Annotated in this window: 18 protein-coding genes; 13 read left to right on the forward strand and 5 right to left on the reverse strand. The window is 68.5% G+C overall.

From position 1 onward, the window contains the following. Positions 1 to 6 precede the first annotated feature (6 nt). From hpaE to BKN51_RS14835, 4 genes are read left to right on the forward strand one after another with little or no spacing between them, the layout of a single operon-like run. On the forward strand, positions 7 to 1,512 hold the full coding sequence (gene hpaE / locus BKN51_RS14820; protein ID WP_101608212.1) for a 5-carboxymethyl-2-hydroxymuconate semialdehyde dehydrogenase: 1,506 nt from the start codon (positions 7 to 9) through the stop codon (positions 1,510 to 1,512). Between the two features lie 29 nt (positions 1,513 to 1,541). After that, positions 1,542 to 2,636, forward strand: coding sequence for a 3,4-dihydroxyphenylacetate 2,3-dioxygenase (gene hpaD, locus BKN51_RS14825; RefSeq protein ID WP_174720415.1), 1,095 nt, complete (start codon positions 1,542 to 1,544; stop codon positions 2,634 to 2,636). A 9-nt stretch (positions 2,637 to 2,645) separates the two neighbouring features. Continuing rightward, positions 2,646 to 3,431 carry a 2-oxo-hept-4-ene-1,7-dioate hydratase gene (gene hpaH, locus BKN51_RS14830; RefSeq protein WP_101608214.1) on the forward strand — a complete coding sequence of 262 codons (786 nt, stop codon included), beginning with the start codon at positions 2,646 to 2,648 and terminating at the stop codon, positions 3,429 to 3,431. Continuing rightward, the gene (locus BKN51_RS14835) at positions 3,416 to 4,189 is read left to right on the forward strand and encodes an HpcH/HpaI aldolase family protein (protein ID WP_101608215.1); all 774 of its coding nucleotides are present in this window, start codon (positions 3,416 to 3,418) and stop codon (positions 4,187 to 4,189) included. The genes hpaH and BKN51_RS14835 overlap by 16 nt, the downstream gene beginning before the upstream one ends. Positions 4,190 to 4,470: 281 nt before the next feature. Here the strand turns inward: BKN51_RS14835 and BKN51_RS14840 are convergent, their stop codons facing one another. Both BKN51_RS14840 and BKN51_RS14845 read right to left on the reverse strand, forming a co-directional pair. Then, positions 4,471 to 5,268, reverse strand: coding sequence for an SDR family NAD(P)-dependent oxidoreductase (locus BKN51_RS14840; protein ID WP_101608216.1), 798 nt, complete (start codon positions 5,266 to 5,268; stop codon positions 4,471 to 4,473). A gap of 15 nt (positions 5,269 to 5,283) precedes the next feature. Then, positions 5,284 to 6,003 carry an SDR family NAD(P)-dependent oxidoreductase gene (locus BKN51_RS14845; protein ID WP_101608217.1) on the reverse strand — a complete coding sequence of 240 codons (720 nt, stop codon included), beginning with the start codon at positions 6,001 to 6,003 and terminating at the stop codon, positions 5,284 to 5,286. A 122-nt stretch (positions 6,004 to 6,125) separates the two neighbouring features. On the opposite strand from BKN51_RS14845, the gene BKN51_RS14850 reads away from it, so the two are divergent. The 4 genes from BKN51_RS14850 to BKN51_RS14865 are packed head-to-tail and all read left to right on the forward strand — an operon-like array spanning position 6,126 to position 11,059. Continuing rightward, positions 6,126 to 7,991 (forward strand): primary-amine oxidase, encoded by a 1,866-nt coding sequence (locus BKN51_RS14850; protein WP_101608218.1) that lies wholly within the window; start codon positions 6,126 to 6,128, stop codon positions 7,989 to 7,991. A 9-nt stretch (positions 7,992 to 8,000) separates the two neighbouring features. Continuing rightward, positions 8,001 to 8,792, forward strand: coding sequence for a molybdenum cofactor biosynthesis F family protein (locus BKN51_RS14855; protein ID WP_101608219.1), 792 nt, complete (start codon positions 8,001 to 8,003; stop codon positions 8,790 to 8,792). A gap of 3 nt (positions 8,793 to 8,795) precedes the next feature. Continuing rightward, positions 8,796 to 10,430, forward strand: coding sequence for an amidohydrolase (locus BKN51_RS14860; protein ID WP_101608220.1), 1,635 nt, complete (start codon positions 8,796 to 8,798; stop codon positions 10,428 to 10,430). Positions 10,431 to 10,471: 41 nt separating this feature from the next. Further along, on the forward strand, positions 10,472 to 11,059 hold the full coding sequence (locus BKN51_RS14865; protein ID WP_101608221.1) for a TetR/AcrR family transcriptional regulator: 588 nt from the start codon (positions 10,472 to 10,474) through the stop codon (positions 11,057 to 11,059). 270 nt (positions 11,060 to 11,329) lie between these two features. Here BKN51_RS14865 and BKN51_RS14870 read toward each other — a convergent pair whose 3' ends face one another. Then, positions 11,330 to 12,259 carry an alpha/beta hydrolase gene (locus BKN51_RS14870; protein WP_233223148.1) on the reverse strand — a complete coding sequence of 310 codons (930 nt, stop codon included), beginning with the start codon at positions 12,257 to 12,259 and terminating at the stop codon, positions 11,330 to 11,332. A gap of 2 nt (positions 12,260 to 12,261) precedes the next feature. Next, the gene (locus BKN51_RS14875) at positions 12,262 to 13,248 is read right to left on the reverse strand and encodes a methyltransferase (RefSeq protein ID WP_101608223.1); all 987 of its coding nucleotides are present in this window, start codon (positions 13,246 to 13,248) and stop codon (positions 12,262 to 12,264) included. A 234-nt stretch (positions 13,249 to 13,482) separates the two neighbouring features. On the opposite strand from BKN51_RS14875, the gene BKN51_RS14880 reads away from it, so the two are divergent. Genes BKN51_RS14880 through BKN51_RS14900 form a run of 5 tightly spaced genes read left to right on the forward strand, consistent with a single transcriptional unit; the run spans position 13,483 to position 19,408 of the window. Continuing rightward, positions 13,483 to 15,243, forward strand: coding sequence for a dipeptide ABC transporter ATP-binding protein (locus BKN51_RS14880; protein WP_101608224.1), 1,761 nt, complete (start codon positions 13,483 to 13,485; stop codon positions 15,241 to 15,243). Next, positions 15,240 to 16,820 (forward strand): ABC transporter substrate-binding protein, encoded by a 1,581-nt coding sequence (locus tag BKN51_RS14885; protein ID WP_101608225.1) that lies wholly within the window; start codon positions 15,240 to 15,242, stop codon positions 16,818 to 16,820. Before BKN51_RS14880 ends, BKN51_RS14885 begins: the two co-directional genes overlap by 4 nt. Further along, positions 16,817 to 17,761, forward strand: coding sequence for an ABC transporter permease (locus BKN51_RS14890; protein ID WP_101608226.1), 945 nt, complete (start codon positions 16,817 to 16,819; stop codon positions 17,759 to 17,761). Before BKN51_RS14885 ends, BKN51_RS14890 begins: the two co-directional genes overlap by 4 nt. Beyond that, positions 17,758 to 18,678: an ABC transporter permease gene (locus BKN51_RS14895; RefSeq protein ID WP_101608227.1), complete on the forward strand. Its 921-nt coding sequence runs from the start codon at positions 17,758 to 17,760 to the stop codon at positions 18,676 to 18,678. The genes BKN51_RS14890 and BKN51_RS14895 overlap by 4 nt, the downstream gene beginning before the upstream one ends. Before the next feature lie 31 nt (positions 18,679 to 18,709). Next, positions 18,710 to 19,408, forward strand: a complete 699-nt coding sequence (locus BKN51_RS14900; RefSeq protein WP_101613224.1) for an alpha/beta fold hydrolase — start codon at positions 18,710 to 18,712, stop codon at positions 19,406 to 19,408. A gap of 83 nt (positions 19,409 to 19,491) precedes the next feature. Here the strand turns inward: BKN51_RS14900 and BKN51_RS14905 are convergent, their stop codons facing one another. Continuing rightward, entirely contained in the window at positions 19,492 to 20,433 is a 942-nt protein-coding gene (locus tag BKN51_RS14905) for an aldo/keto reductase (RefSeq protein ID WP_101608228.1), read from the reverse strand. Between the last annotated feature and the right edge of the window lie 55 nt (positions 20,434 to 20,488).

Below are 20,488 nucleotides of genomic sequence, written 5' to 3' on the forward strand. Positions count from 1 at the left end.
GGACTTTTGACCACCACGACTCCCCGGCCGATCCCGGACGGTGTCCCGGAGCGGATCCGGCACTACATCGGCGGCGAGCTCGTCGATTCGGCCGACGGCGCCGTCTTCGACGTGCTCGACCCGGTGACCAACGAGGTCTACGTGCGGGCCGCCGCGGGCAAGAAGGCCGACATCGATCGCGCCGTCGCCGCCGCGCGGAAGGCGTTCACCGAGGGACCGTGGCCGAAACTGGTTCCGCGCGAGCGATCCCGGGTGCTGAACCGCATCGCCGATCTCGTCGAATCGCGGGACAAGCGGCTGGCCGCGCTGGAGAGTTTCGACTCGGGCCTGCCGATCTCGCAGGCGCTGGGCCAGGCCCGCCGGGCCGCGGAGAACTTCCGGTTCTTCGCCGATCTGATCGTCGCGCAGGCCGACGACACCTACAAGGTGCCCGGCCGCCAGGTCAACTACGTCAACCGCAAGCCGATCGGTGTCGCCGGGCTGATCACGCCGTGGAACACGCCGTTCATGCTGGAGTCGTGGAAACTCGCCCCCGCGCTGGCGACCGGGAACACCGTGGTGCTCAAGCCCGCCGAGTTCACCCCGCTTTCGGCGTCGCTGTGGGCGGAGATCTTCGAGGAGGCCGGGCTGCCCCCGGGCGTGTTCAACCTCGTCAACGGTTTCGGCGAGGACGCCGGCGACGCGCTGGTGAAGCATCCGGACGTCCCGCTGATCTCGTTCACCGGCGAGAGCGGCACCGGCAGCCTGATCTTCGGGAACGCGGCGCCGTTCCTCAAAGGACTGTCGATGGAGCTGGGCGGCAAGTCGCCCGCCATCGTCTTCGCCGACGCCGATCTGGAGACCGCGATCGACGCGACGATCTTCGGCGTGTTCTCGCTCAACGGCGAACGCTGCACCGCGGGCAGCCGGATCCTCGTCGAGCGCGCGATCTACGACGAGTTCGTCGAACGCTACGCCGCGCAGGCCAAGCGCGTGGTCGTGGGCGACCCGAGCGACCCGGCGACCGAGGTCGGCGCGCTGGTGCACCCCGAGCACTACGACAAGGTCATGAAGTACATCGAGATCGGGAAGACCGAAGGCAGGCTGGTCGCCGGTGGCGGCCGTCCGGACGGCTTCCCGGCCGGGAACTACGTGGCGCCGACGGTGTTCGCCGACGTCAAACCGGACGCCCGGATCTTCCAGGAGGAGATCTTCGGCCCGGTCGTCGCGATCACGCCGTTCGACAGCGAAGAAGAGGCGCTCGAACTCGCGAACAACACGAAGTACGGGCTCGCGGCCTACGTCTGGACCAACGACCTCAAGCGGGCGCACAACTTCGCGCAGTCCGTCGAGGCCGGGATGGTGTGGCTCAACTCGAACAACGTCCGTGACCTGCGCACGCCGTTCGGCGGCGTCAAGGCGTCCGGGCTGGGCCACGAGGGCGGCTACCGCTCGATCGACTTCTACACCGACCAGCAGGCGGTGCACATCAATCTCGGCGAGGTGCACAACCCCGCCTTCGGCAAGCGCTGACCGTTCCTCCGTCCACAAAGGATGCTGTCATGAACCCGATCCCCACGCCGTCGTCGCCACCGCCGGACGTCCTGCGCTGCGCGTACATGGAGCTCGTCGTCACCGATCTGGCCCGCTCGCGCGCGTTCTACGCCGACGTCCTCGGCCTGACGGTGACCGAAGAAGACGACACCACGGTCAGCCTCCGCACGATCGACGAGTTCATCCACCACAACCTCGTGCTGCGCCAGGGCCCGGTCGCCGCGGTCGCGGCGTTCTCCTACCGGGTCCGGTCTCCCGAGGATCTGGACAAGGCCGTCGCGTTCTACACGGAGCTGGGCTGCCGCGTCGAACGCCGCGAAGACGGCTACACCAAGGGCATCGGCGACTCAGTACGCGTGCAGGACCCGCTCGGCTTCCCGATCGAGTTCTTCCACGACGTCCAGCACGTCGAGCGGCTCGGCTGGCGCTACGACCTGCACCTGCCGGGCGCACTGGTGCGGCTCGACCACTTCAACCAGGTCACCCCGGACGTCCCGCTCGCGGTGAAGCACATGGAAGACCTCAATTTCCGTGTCACCGAGGACATCCAGGACGATCAGGGCGTCACCTACGCGGCCTGGATGCGCCGCAAGCCGACCGTGCACGACACCGCGATGACCGGTGGTGACGGACCGCGGATGCACCACGTCGCGTTCGCCACGCACGAGAAGCACAACATCCTGTCCATTTGCGACAAACTCGGCTCGCTGCGGATGTCGGACCACATCGAACGCGGCCCCGGCAGGCACGGCGTCTCGAACGCGTTCTATCTCTACCTGCGCGACCCGGACGGGCACCGCGTCGAGATCTACACGCAGGACTACTACACCGGCGACCCCGACAACCCGGTCGTCACCTGGGACGTGCACGACAACCAGCGCCGCGACTGGTGGGGCACGCCGGTGGTCCCGTCCTGGTACACCGACGCGTCGCTGGTGCTCGACCTCGACGGCAAACCGCAGCCGGTGGTCGCGAGGACCGAGGAGAGCGAACTGGCGGTCACCATCGGCGCGGACGGCTTCTCCTACACCCGCAAGGGTGACGACGACGGGGAACTGCCTGCCTGGAAACAAGGCGAGTACAAACTCGGCAACCAGCTCTGAGGCGGGATCATGCTCGAACAGGAAACCATCACCGCGATCGCCGACGAACTGGCGGCCGCCGAAGCGGCCCGTGAGACGATTCCGCTGCTGACGGCGCGCTATCCGGACATGACCGTCGAGGACTCCTACGCCGTGCAGAACGAGTGGCGGCGCCGGGGCATCGAAGCGGGGCGCCGTCCGGTCGGCCGCAAGATCGGGCTCACGTCGAAGGTCATGCAGGCCGCCACCGGGATCACCGAACCGGACTACGGCGCCATTTTCGCGGACATGGTGTTCGAGAACGGCTCCGTGATCGAGCACAGCCGGTTCTCGAACGTGCGCATCGAAGTCGAGCTGGCCTTCGTGCTCCGTGACTCGCTTTCCGGTCCGGACGCCACGGTGTTCGACGTCCTGCGCGCGACCGAGTACGTCGTACCCGCGCTGGAGATCCTGTCCTCGCGCATCGAAATGGCGGGACGGACGATCGTGGACACGATCAGCGACAACGCGGCCATGGGCGGGATGGTCTACGGCGGCAACCCGGTCGCCGTGGACGCCGTCGACCTCCGCTGGGTCTCGGCACTGCTGTACCGCAACGAAACCATCGAAGAGTCCGGCGTCGCCGCCGCGGTGCTGAACCATCCCGCGAACGGTGTCGCCTGGCTGGCGAACAAACTCGCGCAGCACGGCGACAAACTCGACCCGGGCGACATCGTGCTGGCCGGATCGTTCACCCGGCCGATGTGGGTGCACCCCGGCGACACCGTGACCGCCGACTACCGGGACCTGGGGGCGATCACATGCCGCTTCGTCTAGCGCCCACGTTCCGGGAGCGGCTGGCCGAGGCCACGCGGCCGCAGATCGGCATGTGGGTCACGTCGGGCAGCCCGGTCGTCGCGGAGATCTGCGCGGGCTCCGGGCTCGACTGGCTGCTGGTCGACACCGAGCACTCCCCCGTCGGGCTGGAGACGGTGCAGTCGTTGCTGCAGACGATCGCCGCGTACCCCATCACCCCGATGGTGCGCGCCCCGTCCGGCGACGCGGTCGCGCTGAAACGCCTGCTCGACCTGGGCGCGCAGAACATTCTCGTGCCGATGGTCGACAGCGCGGATGAAGCGGAGGCCGTCGTCCGGGCAGTGCGGTATCCGCCGCGAGGCGTGCGCGGTGTCGGCAGCGCTCTCTCCCGCTCCGCGCGCTGGAACCGGGTCGAGGGCTACCTGACGAACGCCGACGACTTCACGTCGTTGTTCGTCCAGATCGAGTCGACGGCGGGTGTCGCGGCCGCCGCCGAGATCGCCGCAGTCGACGGCGTCGACGGCGTGTTCGTCGGGCCGTCCGATCTGGCCGCCTCGATGGGGCTGCTCGGACAGCAGACGCACGCCGACGTCACGGCGGCCGTCCTGGGCACGTTCGAATCAGTCCGGGCGCAGGGAAAGCCGGTCGGGGTCAACGCGTTCGACCCCGCGCAGGCGCGACGCTACCTCGACGCCGGCGCTTCGTTCGTGCTGGTCGGTGCGGATGTTTCCTTGCTGGCGCAGGGTTCGGAGGCCCTGGCGCGGCGGCATTCGGGGTGAGTCGGGTGGCGTTGGTCGTGAGTGGCGTTTCGGGTTATTGAGAGGTAGGGCAAACGTGTCGTGTTCGCAGTCGGGTCGCGCCGAGCCCTCAGCGTCGAGAATCTGACCGGGCGACGAGAGCCTGCCGCATCCCGACTGTCCACAGTGGACACCTTCTGGCGAGCGAGTGTCCGATTGATGCCCATCTGCACGTGGGTGGCGTGGTGAAGGCCTCCTTGCCTACTTTGAGAGTAGGGAAGGAGGCCTTCACGGACTGCTGCCCGCCTACCACGACCTAACGGCTAAGAGCCCATGCCCGCCCGTTCGAAGGCCAGCGTCGGGAGGTCGACGGCGTGCGCGCCGCCGTCGGCGACGATCACCGCGCCGGTGATGTACGACGACTCCGAAGAACCCAGGAACCGCACGATCGACGCGATCTCCTCCGGCTCGGCGGGACGGCGCAGCGGGACCTCGGCGGTGACCCGGCGGTAGCCCTCGGCGTGCCCGCCGGTGAAGCCCGCGGCCTCGGCGAACTGGTCCATCTCGCCGTCCGCCATCGGGGTCCGCACCCAGCCGGGGCAGACGGCGTTCGCGCGGACGCCCTTCGGCCCGTAGTCGCGGGCGATCGAGCGGGTCAGCCCGATCAAGGCATGCTTCGCAACGGTGTACCCGGCGACGTTGGGCCCGGCGAACAACCCGGCCAGCGACGACACGATGACCACCTGCCCACCGGTTTCGACCAGCGAGGGCAGCGTGGCCCGGCAGAACACGAAGGCGCTGGACAGGTTCGAGCGCAGCGCCAGTTCCCACTCCTCGTCACCGGTGTCGACCACCGAAGACAGGCCGTGCCCGCCCGCGTTGGCCACCACGACGTCCAGCCTGCCGAACTTGCCGACGATCTCCGCTACGGCGCTCTCGGCCGCTTCGCGTTCGCTGGCGTCACAGGTGACGACGTACGCGCCGGTTTCGGCCGCCACCTTCTCCAGCGGCTCGCGCCGACGTCCGAGGACCACCACCTGGGCGCCCTCGTCGGCGTACCGGCGGGCGACCGCCGCGCCGATACCGGTACCGCCACCCGTGATCGCGACAACCTTCTTCACTCGCATGAGTCCTTTCTAAGCGGGAAAACCCGAACGGGCCGAGACGCCGAAGTCGGCGAGCACGGCCTGGCCGTTGATCGTCCGCGAACGCGCGGACGCGAGATAGAGCACCTGGTCGGCGACGTCTTCAGGAGCCTGCACCGGGAAGGCGGGATCGTCGAGAGCCTCGCCGAGATCGCCGCGCGCCATCGGGGTGTCGACCACCGACGGGCAGACGCAGTTGACCCGGACGCCGGGCAGATCGACCGCGAGCGCCCTGGTCATCGCGACCACGGCACCCTTCGAGGCGCAGTAGGGCACCATGCCGGGCGCGCTGGTGAACGCCGAGTCGCTGGCCAGCAGGACGACCGAGCCGTTCGCCGCGGTGAGCCACGGCGCGGCGTGTTTGACCAGCAGGAACTGGCCGGTGACGTTGACCGCCATCAGCTCGGTGAAGTCCGCCGCCGAGGTTTCGGCGACCGGTGTCCCCACCGGGCCGGAGATCCCGGCGCAGCCGACGACGACGTCGATCCCGCCGAACCGGGTGGCCACGGCGTCGACCGCGGCGGCCACCGACCGCTCGTCGGTCACGTCGGCGTGGACCGCCAGGAGGCCGTCGGCCAGGGTGGGCACGGGTGCCCGGTCGAGGGCGCCGACCCGCGCGCCTTCGGCCAGGAACGCCTGGACGCAGGCAAGGCCGATACCGGACGCCGCGCCGGTCACCAGCACGGCCTTGCCCGCGAGATCCAGTCGCATGGCGCCATCCTGCGGTCCGGGCCGCTCGCGGAGGTTGGCCGTCAGTGCATCCTTCTTGTCCGCAGCCGCACGACGGCCGCGCGGTCTTTTCAGCCGGGGGCTGACCGGCAAGACTGCGAAGTATGACCAGGCCGCATCCGCTCGACCCGCTGACCGCCGACGAACTCTCCGCAGGCCGCGAGATCCTGGCCGCCGAGGGCCTGCTCACCGCGACCACGCGGTTCCCGGCGGTACTGCCGGTCGAGCCGGACAAAGCCGACGCCGACGCCGATCGGCGCGTCCAGTACACGCTCCTGGACACCGCGACCGGGCAGGCCCGCGACGTCGTCGTCTCGCTGACCAAGAGCGCGCTCGTCTCGTCCGAGGACTGCGGCGACGGTCAGCCCGCGTACCTGTTCGAGGAGTACGACCTCGCCGCGTCGATCACCAAGGCGTCGCCGGAATGGCGGGCCGCGATGGAGCGGCGCGGGCTCGCCGACCGGATCCAGCACGCGTTCTGCGCCCCACTGGCGCCCGGTTTCTTCGGCAGGCCCGACGAGACCGGCCGGGTCATCCGGTCACTGACCTTCCTGCGCGACGACGAGTCGGACAGCCCGTGGGCGCACCCCGTCGAGGGCCTGATCGTGCACATCAACCTCACCGAACAGCGCGTCCTCCGGGTCGAGGACGAGGGCGACGTGCCCGTCCCGCCGGAGCACGGCCGCTACGGCGACGCCCCGGCGCGCACCACGCTCAAGCCGATCGAGATCACCCAGCCCGAGGGCCCCAGTTTCACCGTCGACGGCAACGAGGTCACCTGGGAGGGCTGGAAGCTGCGGGTCGGGTTCAACGCCCGCGAGGGCCTGACGCTGCACCGGATCTCGTTCCAGGACCGCTCGGTGCTCCACCGGGCGTCGGTGCCGGAGATGGTGGTGCCCTACGGCGACACCGCGCCGGGCCGGTTCTGGATCAGCTACTTCGACGCGGGTGAGTACCTGCTCGGCAAGAACGGCAACGACCTGCGGCTGGGCTGCGACTGCCTCGGCGTCATCCACTACTTCCCCGCGTTCGTCGCCGACGACCACGGGCACCCGGTCGAGATCCCCCGCGCGATCTGCATGCACGAGGAGGACTACGGGATCCTGTGGAAGCACACGGATCTCGACGGCCGCGCCGAGGTCCGCCGCTCGCGACGGCTGGTGATCTCGTCGATCTCCACCATCGGCAACTACGACTACGGGTTCTTCTGGTACCTCTACCTCGACGGCACCGTGGAACTCGAGGCGAAGGCCACCGGCATCGTGTTCGCCGGCGCCGCGCACTCCGGCACAAAACACCCGCACGCCAACGAGATCGCGCCCGGGCTGTTCGCGCCGGTGCACCAGCACCTGTTCTGCGCGCGGCTGGACGTGGCGATCGACGGCGAACGCAACTCGCTCGTCGAGATCGACGTCGAGCGGGTGCCGATGGGCGAGCAGAACCCGTACGGGAACGCCTTCACCTGGAAGGAGAACCCGCTGCGGACCGAGCAGGAGGCGCAGCGGCACGCCGATCCGGCCAAGGCGCGGGTCTGGGAGATCCGCAGCGCGGAGCGGACCAACCGGCTCGGTACGCCGACGGCGTACCAGCTCGTGCCCCGCCCGTCCGCGACCCTGATGGCGCAACCGGAATCGAGTGTCCACCAGCGGGCGACGTTCGCCACCCGTCACCTGTGGGCCACGCCGTACCGCGCCGACGAACGCTTCCCCGCCGGTGACCGGCCGAACGCGCATCCGGGCGGGGCTGGCCTGCCCGCATGGACCGCCGCCGACCGGGATCTCACCGACACCGACCTCGTGCTGTGGCACGTGTTCGGCCCGACCCACATCCCGCGTCCGGAGGACTGGCCGGTCATGCCTGTCGACTACTCCGGTTTCTCCTTGCGCCCTTACGGATTCCTGGACCGCAATCCGGCCTTGGACCTGCCTTCCGGCGCCGCTGACGAGCACTGTTCCGCCCACGATCACTAGGACTCCCCGATGCCCGAACTGACCCTGTCCGACACGTCCACCTGGCTGCCGCTGGACGGCCTCGCCCCCGGTTTCGACGCGAACAAGGCCCCCACGGTCGGCGACCTGCACGGCCGCACCTTCGAACTCGCCTGCGAAGACGGCACCAGGTTCACCGCCGGCTTCTCCGGCACCCGGATCGAGTGGACCTACCACGGCACCGGCACCGACCGCTGCGAGACGTTCCTGGTCGACGACGACCTCTACTACGTCCAGTTCCACCCGCAGGCGCGGCAGGAAGAGGCGTTCACCCTGCTGCTCGACCTGCGCCGCGGCCGCGCGCTCCTGGTGCTGAGCAAGATCGGCGACACCTCGCCCCGCGTCACGCAGACGTTCCTGGCCGCCACGATCGGCGGCATCGACCCCAGCGGCGAGTCGCTCGCCCCGACCACGTCACTGGTCGGACGCCGGGTGCTGTGGGTGTACAGCACCGCGCACGCCTACGAGCACGTGTACCTCAGCCCGCACTGGTACACCTGGCAGTGCCTGGCCGGCCCGGAGAAGGGACTCGCGGACACCGACGAGAACTCGGTCTACGAACTGCGGCCGGGCATCTACGTCTTCGCGTGGCGGGAGAAGGTGATCCCGTGTGCCTCCGTGACCGTCGCCGACCACCGCGACGCGAAGCGGCTGCGTTCGCACGGTGTCCTTTTCGGACTGGACGCCACCGGGAACACCCCGACCCACTTCACCTTCGGCGCGCACGGCAAGCTGCTGAGCACCACCGTGCACCCCGAGGCGTACGACCCCGCCGGGAGCTGAACCTTGACCGCCGACCTCATTCTCACCAACGCCACGGTGTACACAGTGGACGGTGTCCGACCATGGGCGTCTTCACTGGCGATCAAGGACGGCCTGGTGCTGTCCCTGGAGGAAATCGAACGCGGGCCGAGTACCGAGGTCGTCGATCTCGAAGGCGCGTTCGTGATGCCCGGACTGGTCGACGTGCACAACCACCACGCCCTCGCCGGTCGCTCGGCCCTGTTCGAGCTGAACTTCGGCCTCGACGCCGGCCTCGACGACATCCTCGCCGCGGTCCGCTCGCGGGCTGAGGGCCTCGGCCCCGACGAGTGGGTGGTCGGGGGCGCATGGGCGTCCACTTTGGTCAGTACCCTTTCGCGGTCTTCGGCCCGGCACGCGCTCGACGAAGCCGCGGGTGGCCGTCCGGTCATGCTCGCGGACGACAGCAGGCACAACCGCTGGGTGAGCAGCCGTGCACTGGAACTCGCGGGTATCACCGCGTCGACACCCGATCCGGCGGGCGGGGAGATCGTCCGCGACCCGTCGACCGGTGAGCCCGTCGGCGTCCTGCTCGAGGCGGCGGGCGTCCCCGTCGAACGGGCGCTCAGCGAGACACGGACCCTCACCGCGGAGCAGCACGTGGCCGCGTCGCGGCACGGGATCGGCACGCTGCACTCGTACGGGGTCACCGCGTTCCAGGACGCCGGGGTCTCCTCGGACATCCTGCGCGCGCTGAAGACACTCGACGACGCGGGCGAACTGCGCGCGTGGGTCGTGTCGTCGTTGCTGATCAACGACCCGATCTTCGGTTTCGACCCGATCGGCGCGCCGCTGCTGGAGGTCGCCGGGCAGTATCGCGGTGAGCACCACCGTCCCGACTTCGTGAAGATCTTCCTCGACGGCGTCCCGCCGACGCGTACCGCCGCCTTCCTGGAGCCGTACCTGCCGGACGACGCGCACGGCGCCTGTCATCACGGCGCCACCACCATGCCGGGCGACGAACTCGTGGGCTGGCTGCGCACCGCGGCCGCGGCCGGGCTCTCGGCCAAGGTCCACTGCACCGGGGACGCGTCGGTGCGCGCGACGCTGGACGCCGTCGAAAAGGTGCGTGGCGAGGGCTTCACCGAAGCCCGTTTCCAGGTCGCGCACGGCCAGTTCGTCCACCCCGACGACCTCCCGCGCTTCGCCTCGCTGGGTGTCGCCGCGGACATCTCGCCGTTCCTGTGGGTCCCCGGCGTCATCCCGGCGGCCATCGCGGAGGTGCTGCCCGGTGAGCGGGCCGGGCGGATGCAGCCGAACCGGTCTCTGCTGGACGAAGGCGCGCTGGTCGCCGGCGGTTCGGACTGGCCGGTCAGCGAGTCCCCGAACGCGTGGGAGGGCATCCACGGCCTCGTCACCCGCCAGGACCCGACCGGCACGTTCCCCGGGGCGCTGTGGCCGGAGCAGGCGATCACCCTTGCCGAGGCTGTCGAGGTCTTCACCCTCGCCGCCGCTCGCGCGATGGGGCTCGGCGACGTCACCGGCTCGCTGGTACCCGGGAAGTCCGCCGATTTCGTGGTTCTCGACCGTGATCCGTTCAAAACCGATCCGAACGCTCTCGTCAAGACAAAGGTGACACAAACGTGGTTCGCCGGGCACCGCGTGTATCACCGCGCCTGATCTCCTACACTGGTAGAAGAACCAGTGCGGGAGGTCTGCCGATGCCGAAGATCATCGACCACGACGAGCGGCGAAGTCACATCGTCGACGTCACCTGGGATTTGATCACCCAGGGCGGGATCGAGGCCGCCACCATGCGTGAGATCGCGGCCGCGGCAGGCTTCGCCAACGGCGCGCTCAAGCTGTACTTCCCGAGCAAGGAAGACATCATCGAGGCCACCTACGAACGCGCGCTCGGGATGATGCGCGAGTACGTGGAACTGGACGAACTGCGCGGGCTGGTCGCGCTCCGCGAGCTGTGCGTCTCGTCGATGCCGATCGACGAGGACCGCATCGCCGCGGGGCGCGTCCTGCTCACCTTCTGGCAGCTCTCGCTGACCAACCCGAAACTTCAGGACAAGTACCTCGAACACATCCGCTCGTGGCGGGGCCTGCTGCACCGGTACCTCACCGAGGGCCGGGAGGACGGCGACATCGTCACCGAGACCCCCGACGAGCAACTGGTCGACGAGGTCGTGCTGATCAACGCCGGGTCGAACGTGATGAGCCTGGTCGCCGGGGAGTTCTCGACGGTCGCTTTGCAGCGGCAGCACCTGGAGTCGTTCTTCGCCCGCCTGGCCCGCCCCTGACGCCTCCGACCCGGACGCGTGACTCACGTGCTTGAACACCGAACTCGCGTGCTCGAATGCCGATCTCGCGTGCTCAGAGGCGGATCTCGCGTGCTTGGAGACCGCACACACAAGTTCCGCCTCTGAGCACGCGAGTTCCGGCTCCAAGCACGCGAGTTCGGTGTTCAAGCACGTGTGTGCGGTGTTCAAGCACGCGAGTTCGGCGTGTGAGCACAGCCCTGAAGCCCCTTCCTCACGCTGGACGCGAGGAAGGGGACCGCAACCAGAGGACTAATCGCGGGAGTCGAAGACCCGCGTCAGGAAGCTCGCCACGTGCGCGTGCGACCGCGGCGAGGCGGGAAGATCCGTGTACAGGCCGTAGAACCCGTGGATCTGCCCCGAGTACCGCGTCATCTCCACCTTCGCACCGGCATCGGCCAGGCGCCGGGCGAACTCCTCACCTTCGTCCCGCAGGACGTCATACTCGGCCGTCAGCACCAGCGCCGGCGGGAGCCCGGTCAGGTCGGTGGCCCGCAGCGGCAGCAGATACGGATCGTTCAGCTGCGCCGGATCCGACACGTACTGATCGAAGAAGAACCGCATCGCCCCGGCCGTCATGCCGAAACCGTCGGCGAAGTCCGTGTAGGACCGGAAACCGTCGTCCGGGTGACCGTAGACCGGGCAGATCAGCACCTGCGCGGCCAACGGCGGACCGCTCCGGTCGCGGGACATCATCGAGACCACCGTCGACAGGTTGCCACCGGCGCTTTCCCCGCCGATCGCGATCCGCCCCGAGTCGACCGAAGGACCCGCGCCACCCGAAGCCAGCCATTCGACGACGGCGTAGCAGTCGTCCGGCGCCGCCGGGAACGGGTTCTCCGGCGCGAGCCGGTAGTCCACCGCCACGACGGCGACCTTCGCCGCGTTGCACACCGCTCGCGAGGCGACCTCGTTCTCGTCGATCGAGCCGATCGTCCACCCGCCGCCGTGGATCCACACGAAAGCCGGAACCGCCCCGTCGGCGTCAGGCAGGTAAAGCCGCACCCGGACACCCGAGGGCAGCACATGATCAGTGACCGAAGCGACCTCTTCGACCGTTTCGGGCGCCTGCCACGAAGCGGCGAAAGCGGCACGCAGCTCGGCGGCCGTCGGCGGGAAAGCGGGCGCTTCGGGTGGTTCACTGCGGGCCAGCAGCTCCTTGACCGCGGGATCCAGGGTCACGGCTACACCGCTTCCGCGACGAGGACCCGCGGGCTGCCCGGCAGCGCGAGCCGGTCGGTGACCCGCCAGCCCGCCTCGGTCAGCCATTCCCGGACCTCGGCCTCCGGGTAGACGACCGTCCCGTCGATCACCAGGTACTCCCCCGCGTGCAGCGCGTCGATCGGCCGCTGGTGAGCGTCGTCGTCGAGGAAGAAGTCGAGCAGCAGCAGACGAGCGCCGGACGCGGCGGCCGCACGGGCGTTGCGCAGGATCTCCGCGTTCTGTTTCGCGTCGAAGCGGTGGACGACGTGGTTGACCATCACCAGGTCGAACTCGCCTTCGGGGCGCGCGGTGGGTGTCTCCGCGCCGACGACGGTCGCACGGTCCGCGAACCCCGCCTCGGCCGCCGCGGTGGTGACCGACTCGGTGAAGCCCGGATCGAAGACGAACGTCGTGTGCAGTTCTTCGTTGGTCTTCATCGCTTCGACCGCGAACGCGCTCGACAGCCCGCCGAGGTCGAGCAGCTTCCGGTGGGGACCGAAATCGAACGCGCCGGCCAGCATCTTCGCGTGCAGGGCGTTATACGTCATCACGCCGGACATGAACGTGCCCCAGCGCGCGTCGTCCATCTCCAGCTCGCCGGGCTCGCCGCTGTCGGCGGTGTGACCGAACTGCAACCAGTGCGGATAGCTGATGGCGTCGAGGAAGGTCAGGAACGGTGCCAGATCGAGGCCTCCGCCACCGAGGTACTCCGCCGCGTCGGCGGCCAGTTCGTACCGTCCGTCCACACGGGACAGCAGGCCGAGTGATGACATGGCGTCACCGAGGATACGGGTGATTTTCTCCGGTTTGCCGGTCTTCCCCGCCAGTTCCGCGGCCGTCAACGGCCCGTCGGCGAGCGCGGTGAACAGGCCGATCCGGCTCGCCGCGAAGAGTTGCTTGGCCGCCATGTAGCCCACGGCGATGTCCACGATCCGCTCGGGACCGGCAGTCTTGGTCGACCCGCTCACGGGTGCCCTCCTTAGCTCGTTTCCGCCGAGAGTCTACATGTGTAGACAAAAGAATCCAGCGCAAGTTTTCGCCCACTGCCAGGCAAAACCCGGCGGATATCAACTTCCTACATTCGTAGAATATACCCATTGACAGTGCCGTCCCCCGGTGCCAACATGCGTAGAACTACCCCCGCCGGAGGCCCGTTCCCCGGCTGTGCGGTCCGCTTCGGGCGGGCTCGGGAAAGGGGATTCATGACCCTGCTCGAATTACGAGAACTGACCGTCGGCGTGATCGCCGACGAGACCGAACGCGAACTGGTCCGCGAACTTTCGTTCGACCTCGAACAAGGCCGGACACTCTGCGTGGTCGGCGAATCCGGCAGCGGTAAAACGGTGACGGCCTTGTCGATCATCCGGTTACTGGAGTTCGTCGCGCCGGTGTTCACCCGCGGTGAGATCACCGTCGACGGCGTGGACCTCACCCGGTTGTCCGCCGACGAGATGCGCTCCTACCGCGGCCCGCGAATCGGGATGATCTTCCAGGAGGCACTGGACTCACTCAATCCGAGTCAACGAGTCGGCAAGCAGCTGATCGAGGCCTATCGCAAGCCCGGTTCCCTGCCGCGCCAAGCCGCGCGCAAGGGCACGCCGTTGCATCGCGAGGCCGACGCGAAGGCACGCGGCCTGTTGAAGGAGGTCGGCCTCACCGACACCGACCGGGTGCTTTCCCTGTACCCGCACCAGATGTCCGGCGGGATGCAGCAGCGCGTGATGATCGCGCTGGCGCTGATGGCCGACCCGAGCCTGCTGATCGCCGACGAGCCGACCACGGCACTGGACGTGACCACGCAGGCGGAGATCCTCACCCTGTTCGACCGTGTCCGCCGCGACCACGGCACCGCGTGCGTCTTCATCACGCACGACATGGGCGTGGCCGCGCAGGTGGCCGACCGGATCGCGGTGATGTACCGCGGCGAACTGGTCGAGCTTGGGTCCAAAGAGGACATCCTGCACGCGCCGAAGCATCCCTACACCAAGGCGTTGCTCGACTGCGTGCCGAAGCTCGGGGTGAGCAGGCGCGACGGCTTCCCCACCATCTCCGAAGCACTGCTCGAGGCCGCGATGAACGGCGAATCGGCCGTCGCGACCGAGACCAAGGCGCTGAGCCGCGAAAAGTCGGAGAACGCGGGCGAGGGCACCACGCTCGTCATCGACTCGGTGTCCAAAGTGTACGGACGTCGTGGGCGGTTCTCGCTGAACCGCGAACCCGAGGTGCACGCGGTCAAGGACGTGTCGCTGGAGATCGCGCCGGGTGAGTTCTTCGGCCTGGTCGGGGAATCCGGTTCCGGCAAGACGACACTCGGCCGCCTGGTGAGCGCACTGGAGACGCCGACCGGGGGCACCATCGCCTTCGGCGAGCACCGGTGCACCCCGTCCGGGCTCGACGGCGACGAGCGCTCGTTCCGCCGCCGCGCGCAGCTCATCTTCCAGGACCCGCAGAGCTCGCTCGACCCCCGGCACACCGCCGCCCGGATCATCGCCGAACCCTTGCGGGAGCTCACCGGCCTGCGCGGCGCCGAACTGGACCGCCGGGTCACCGAACTGATCGACGAGGTCGGGCTCCCCTCGGACACCGCGAAGAAACTGCCGTCGCAGCTCTCCGGCGGTCAGCGGCAGCGCGTCTCGATCGCCCGCGCGATCGCCGCCGAACCCGACCTCATCGTCGCCGACGAGCCCACCTCCGCGCTCGACGTCTCGGTGCAGGGCCAGGTGATGAACCTGCTGCTCGACCTGCGGCGCACCCGCGCGCTCAGCTTCCTGTTCATCACGCACAACCTCAGCCTGGTGCTCTCGGTCGCCGACCGGGTCGGCGTGATGTACCGGGGCGAACTGATCGAAATCGGCGACCCGGACGAGATCCGGCTCCGCGCCCGGCACGAGTACACCCGCCGCCTGCTGGCGGCGAACCCCGAACTGCCCGCCCACCCCCACACTGGAGTGCGGAACCCATGAGACGAACCCTGACCTCGGCCGCGCTCGGCGTGGCGACCGTTCTGCTGCTCAGCTCGTGTATGGGAGGGCAGGCAGGCGGTGGCGCCGCGGACGGGCCCCCGAAGCCCGGCGGCAACCTCAACGTCGCCGTGCCCACCGACCCGCAGTCCCTCGACATGGTCGCCAACCCCGGCCAGGTGACCGCGCACATCGGCAACATGATGTACGAGAAGCTGTTCGAAGTGGACAAGGGCTTCGCCGCCCGGCCCATGCTGGTCGAGGACTTCACCACCAGTCCGGACAGGCTCACCTACACCTTCAAGCTGCGCCAGGGCGTCACCTTCCACGACGGCAACCCGCTGACGTCCGAGGACGTCGTGGCGAGCCTGAAGCGGTGGCAGCAGGTCCACCGCACCGGTCAGCTGGTCACCCCGGACATCGAGGCGATCACCCCGGCCGACCCGGCGACGGTGACCATCAAGCTCAAGCAGCCGCGCTACCCGCTGATCAACGAACTCGCCGGCGCGGGTACGGAGATCTACGAGGCGAAGAACCTCACCGGCGTCGCGCCGACCGGCTTCGCACAGGACAAGGCGATCGGGACCGGTCCGTACAAGCTGAAGAGCTGGGACATCGGCCGTGAACTGGTGCTGGAGCGCTACCAGGGCTACAAGTCACGGTCCGAAGAGGACTGGGGCGGGCAGGCTGGCGCCAAGCACGCGTACCTGGACACCGTGACCTACAAGGTGGTCTCCGACCAGGACGCGCTGATCAACGGCCTGCAGACCGGCCAGTGGGACCACATCATGCCCACCAACGACCAGTACGAGACCCTGCGCAACAACCCGGCCGTGGTGGTGCACAACCTGCCCGGCGGCAACGATAACGTCGTCATCCCGAACTTCAACACGGGATCGAAGTTCGCCGACCCCCGTGCCCGCGAAGCGCTGAACCTGTTGCTGGACAAGCCCGCGATCAACGCGGCCACCGGCGGCAGCAAGGACCTCACCCTCGAGACCGGCGCCTTCGCCTCCCCGGACAACAAGCAGTTCTATTCCACCGCGGGCGAAGAGGTCTACAAGAAGCACGACCCGGAGAAGGCCAAGCAGTTGCTGGCCGAGGTCGGCATCACCGCCGGCGCGACCATCCGCATCGTCACCACCAACTCCTACCCCGAGTTCGGCAAGTGGGCCGTGCTGATCCAGGACAGCCTGTCGAAGATCGGCATCAACACCAAGATCGACACCTTCGACTTCGCCACCATGCTCGGCACGCTGACCAAGGAGCCGGGCGGCTGGGACATCACCACGCTGTTCTTCGACTCGGCGCTGACCTCGCCCGCGCAGATGCCCGCGCTCACCCTCGGCACGCTGAACGGGTCTTCCTCGCCCGAGCTGGACGGGCTGATGGCCGAGTTCAACGCCTCGACCACGCCTGAACAGGCGAAGGCCGTGGTGGACAAGCTGCAGGCGTTCACCTGGAAGCAGCTCTCGGTGATCACCCTGAGCCAGTCCAGGCTGTACGCGGCCTACTCCCCCAGGCTCAAGGGCTACGGCGACTTCTACCGCGTCTTCTGGAACACCTGGCTGGCATCATGACCGGTCTGCTGCTGCGCAGGCTGCGCGATCTGGTGATCATCCTGGTGATCGTCGGGACGATGATGTTCTTCGTCATCCGGCTGATCCCCGGCGATCCGGCGCAGGCCATCCTCGGCCCGACGGCGCGTCCGTCCGATGTGGACGCGCTGCGGGAGAGCATGGGACTGAACGGGACGCTCTGGGAGCAGTACCTCAGCTGGGCCGGGAACGTGCTGCAGGGCGACTTCGGCACGTCGATCACCTACCACGCACCGGTGCTCGGTGTGGTCGCCGACCACATCCTGCCGACGCTGACACTGGCCGTGCTGTCCACGGTGATCAGTTTCTTCCTCTCGGTCGCGATCACCTCCTGGCAGGCGGTGTCACCGCGCAATCCGGTGGCACGCCTGCTCGACCGGTTGTCCGCGCTGGGCATGGCGATGCCGGACTTCTGGATCTCGCTGATGCTCGTGCTGGTGTTCTCGGTGACGCTGCGCTGGTTCCCGTCCAGCGGCTACGAAAACCTGTTCACCGACCCGGCGACGGCGGTGCCCGCGCTGGTGTTGCCGTTGACCGTGCTCGTCATCGGGCAGACCGCGTTGTTCGTGCTCACCCTGCGCGAAAGCCTGCTCGGCGAGCTTCCGCTGGCGTACCTGCGCACCGCGCGGGTCAAGGGCCTCTCCGAGCGGCAGGTCATGACCAAACACGTCCTGCCGAACGCGCTGATGCCGCTGATCACCCAGCTGGGCAGCAACTTCGCCATGCTGGTCGGCGGGATCGTGATCATCGAATCCATCTTCGTCGTGCCGGGGCTGGGCCATCTGCTGATGGGTGCGGTGTCCACTCGCGACTTCCCGTTGATCCAGGGTGTGACGCTGTTCGTCGCGGTGCTGTTCGTGTTGGTCAACCTCCTGGTGGACCTGTCGTACGCGCTGCTCGATCCGAAGGTGCGTGTCTCGTGAGCGTGGCTCTGGTGGAAAAGACGTCCCCGGTGCGTGAAGCGCCCTCGGCCGGTCGCGCGGCCAAGCTGTTCCGGCGCAACCGGATGCTGGTCATCACCACCGCGCTGCTGGCGCTGATCGTCCTGACCGTGATCGTGCTGCCGTTCTTCCTGCCGAGCGTCAGCGCGACCGACCCGGTCAACCGGCTGCTGCCGCCGTCGTCCGCGCATCTGCTCGGCACGGACTCGTTCGGGCGCGACGTGCTCGCCCGGCTGGTGTCCGGTGGCCGGGCGTCGCTCGGGCTGTCCGCCTTGATCACCCTCTGCGCGGCCTTCACCGGCCTGGTGATCGGGCTGATCAGCGGGTTCTTCCGTGCGGCCGACGCGGTGCTGATGCGCTTGATGGACGCCTGGATGTCGTTCCCGGCGATCATCCTCGCGATGGCGCTGGCGATCTCGCTCGGCGCGAGCATCTGGACCGAGTTGATCGCGCTGACGGTGATCTTCACGCCGTTCACCGCCCGGGTCATCCGCAGCCGGGTGCTCGGCATCGCGGGCCGTGCCTACATCGGCGCGGCGCGGGTCTCGGGGATGAGCAAGTGGAAGATCCTCGTCGTCCACGTGTTCCCGAACGTGCTGCCGCTGGCGCTGGTGCAGGTGGTCATCCTGTCCGCGGCGGCGATGCTGGTGGACGGCGCGATGAGCTTCCTCGGCCTCGGTATCGCTCCCCCGACCCCGACCTGGGGCAACATGATCGCCGAGGGCCGGTCGTACCTGGTGCAGGCGCCCTGGCTGGTGATCGCGCCCGGCGTGACGATCATGGTGTGCGTCTTCCTGCTGAACCTCATCGGATCGTCGCTGCGCATCGCCGTCGACGCCCGCGCGCGGACGCTGAGCGAAATGCAGCGTCTGCGCACCCGACGTCCCTCCGGCAGCTGAGAAAGGATTCCCTTTGTCTGCCACTACTTCTCTGGCCGTGCGCCGGTTCGTTCCGCAAACCGTCTCGGGACCGCCGGTCCTGCTGGTGCACGGATTCGCCTCCGACGGGCACACCGACTGGATCACCACGGGATGGCCCGCCGCACTCACCGCCGCGGGCCGCGAGGTGCTCGTTCCCGACCTTCCCGGGCACGGCTCCAGCCCCGCTCCCGCGGGCTCGCTGGGTGCCGTCGCGATCACCGGCGAACTGACCCGGCTCGTCTCGGGTCTGTCCGAAGTGGACGTCGTCGGCTATTCGCTCGGTGCCCGGCTGGCTTGGGAACTGCCAGCGCAGGCGCCGGTCCGGCGGCTGGTGCTGGCCGGAGTGAGCCCGTTCGAACCGTTCGGTGCCGTCGACGTCGCGGCGGCGCTGGCGTTCGCCGACGGCGGGAAGGCGCCCGCGGATCCGCTGACGGGAATGATCGCGCACATGATCACCGCGCCGGGACGCAATCCGGCCGCGCTCGCCCGGTGCATCGAAGACCTGCGTGCCGAGCCTTTCTCGCCGGTGGCGGGTGCGGTCTCGGTGCCGACGCGGTTCGTGGCGGGTACCGACGATCCGATCAGCCAGGGCATCGAGACTCTCGCCGAGCTGGTGCCCGGGGCTTCGCTGGTGCGGGTGCCCGGGGATCACGGCGGCGCTTTGCGGGGGCCGGAGTTCAAGGCGGCCGTGCTGGAGTTCCTCGGCTGAGGCTCCGCTCGCGCGCGCTATGAAAGGCCCGTTACTTGCAAATTTTGCAAGTAACGGGCCTTTCATAGCACCACCGACAGCCCTCAGAAGGTCCCATCGGCGGCGACCGAGCGGTCCAGCCAGAGATCTTCGAGAGCCGCCCGCACCTCGGCGCCGTGCGCGGAAGCCAACTCGACAGCGCCCAGGTTGTCCTCCAGTTGCGCCAGCCGGCTCACGCCGAACAGCACGTTCGCCACCGGCTCGTAGGCGAGACAAAACGCGAGAGACAGCTGCGAAGGACTCACCCCGAAGTCCCCGGCCACCTCGGCGACACGCGAGGCGGCGTCCCGGATCGACTCCCGGATCCCGCCCGGATCCGCGCCGATCTTGCGCTCTGGGGTCTTGCCGAGCAGCACGCCGCCCTCGAAGATGTCCGACGCCTGCAAGGTCAGCCGTCCGGACTCGAAATGCGCGCCATAGAACGGACCTTCGGCCATGGAACGCCGCGCGACGCTGTACTTCAGCTGAGCGAACGAGGGTGCCGGAAGCCCTTCGCGAGAGGCGAACTCCAGTGCGCGATCGAGATCCGACGCGAGCCAGTTGTTCACGCCCCAGACGTCGAAGCGACCGACGCGGATCTGTTCCGCGACCTCGGTGACGATCTGCGGGATGTCCTGGTCCCCGAAGTAGTCGCCGACCACGACGGCTTCCGCGTGGACGACGCCGATCCGGTCGAACGAGGTCGCGAGCTGCTCGGCGAATCCGGTGTTCGGGTAGTCCCAGAGCCAGAGTTTCCCGCACAGCTGGTACTCGTCGCGGTGGATCCCGGCGGCTCGGATCGCCTCGCCAAAGAGGATGTCCGTGCGCGACTGTTCGGAATGCGGTCCCATGTTGTAGTGGGCCACGTCGAACAGCGTGACCCCCGCGTCGATCGCGCGCCGGATCAGGCGCACGGCGTCGTCGAAGTCCATGCGGTCCCAGGTGTTCCAGGAGCCGAGGCTCAGCGCCGAAGTGGCGAAGCCCAGTCCGTTCTGTTTCTCGTGCACGAGTTTTCCTTTCGCTGGCAACGGAAACAAGTTTTAGTCTACGATTGTAGAATGA

The sequence above is a fragment of the Amycolatopsis sp. BJA-103 genome (assembly GCF_002849735.1).
Taxonomy (GTDB): Bacteria; Actinomycetota; Actinomycetes; order Mycobacteriales; family Pseudonocardiaceae; genus Amycolatopsis.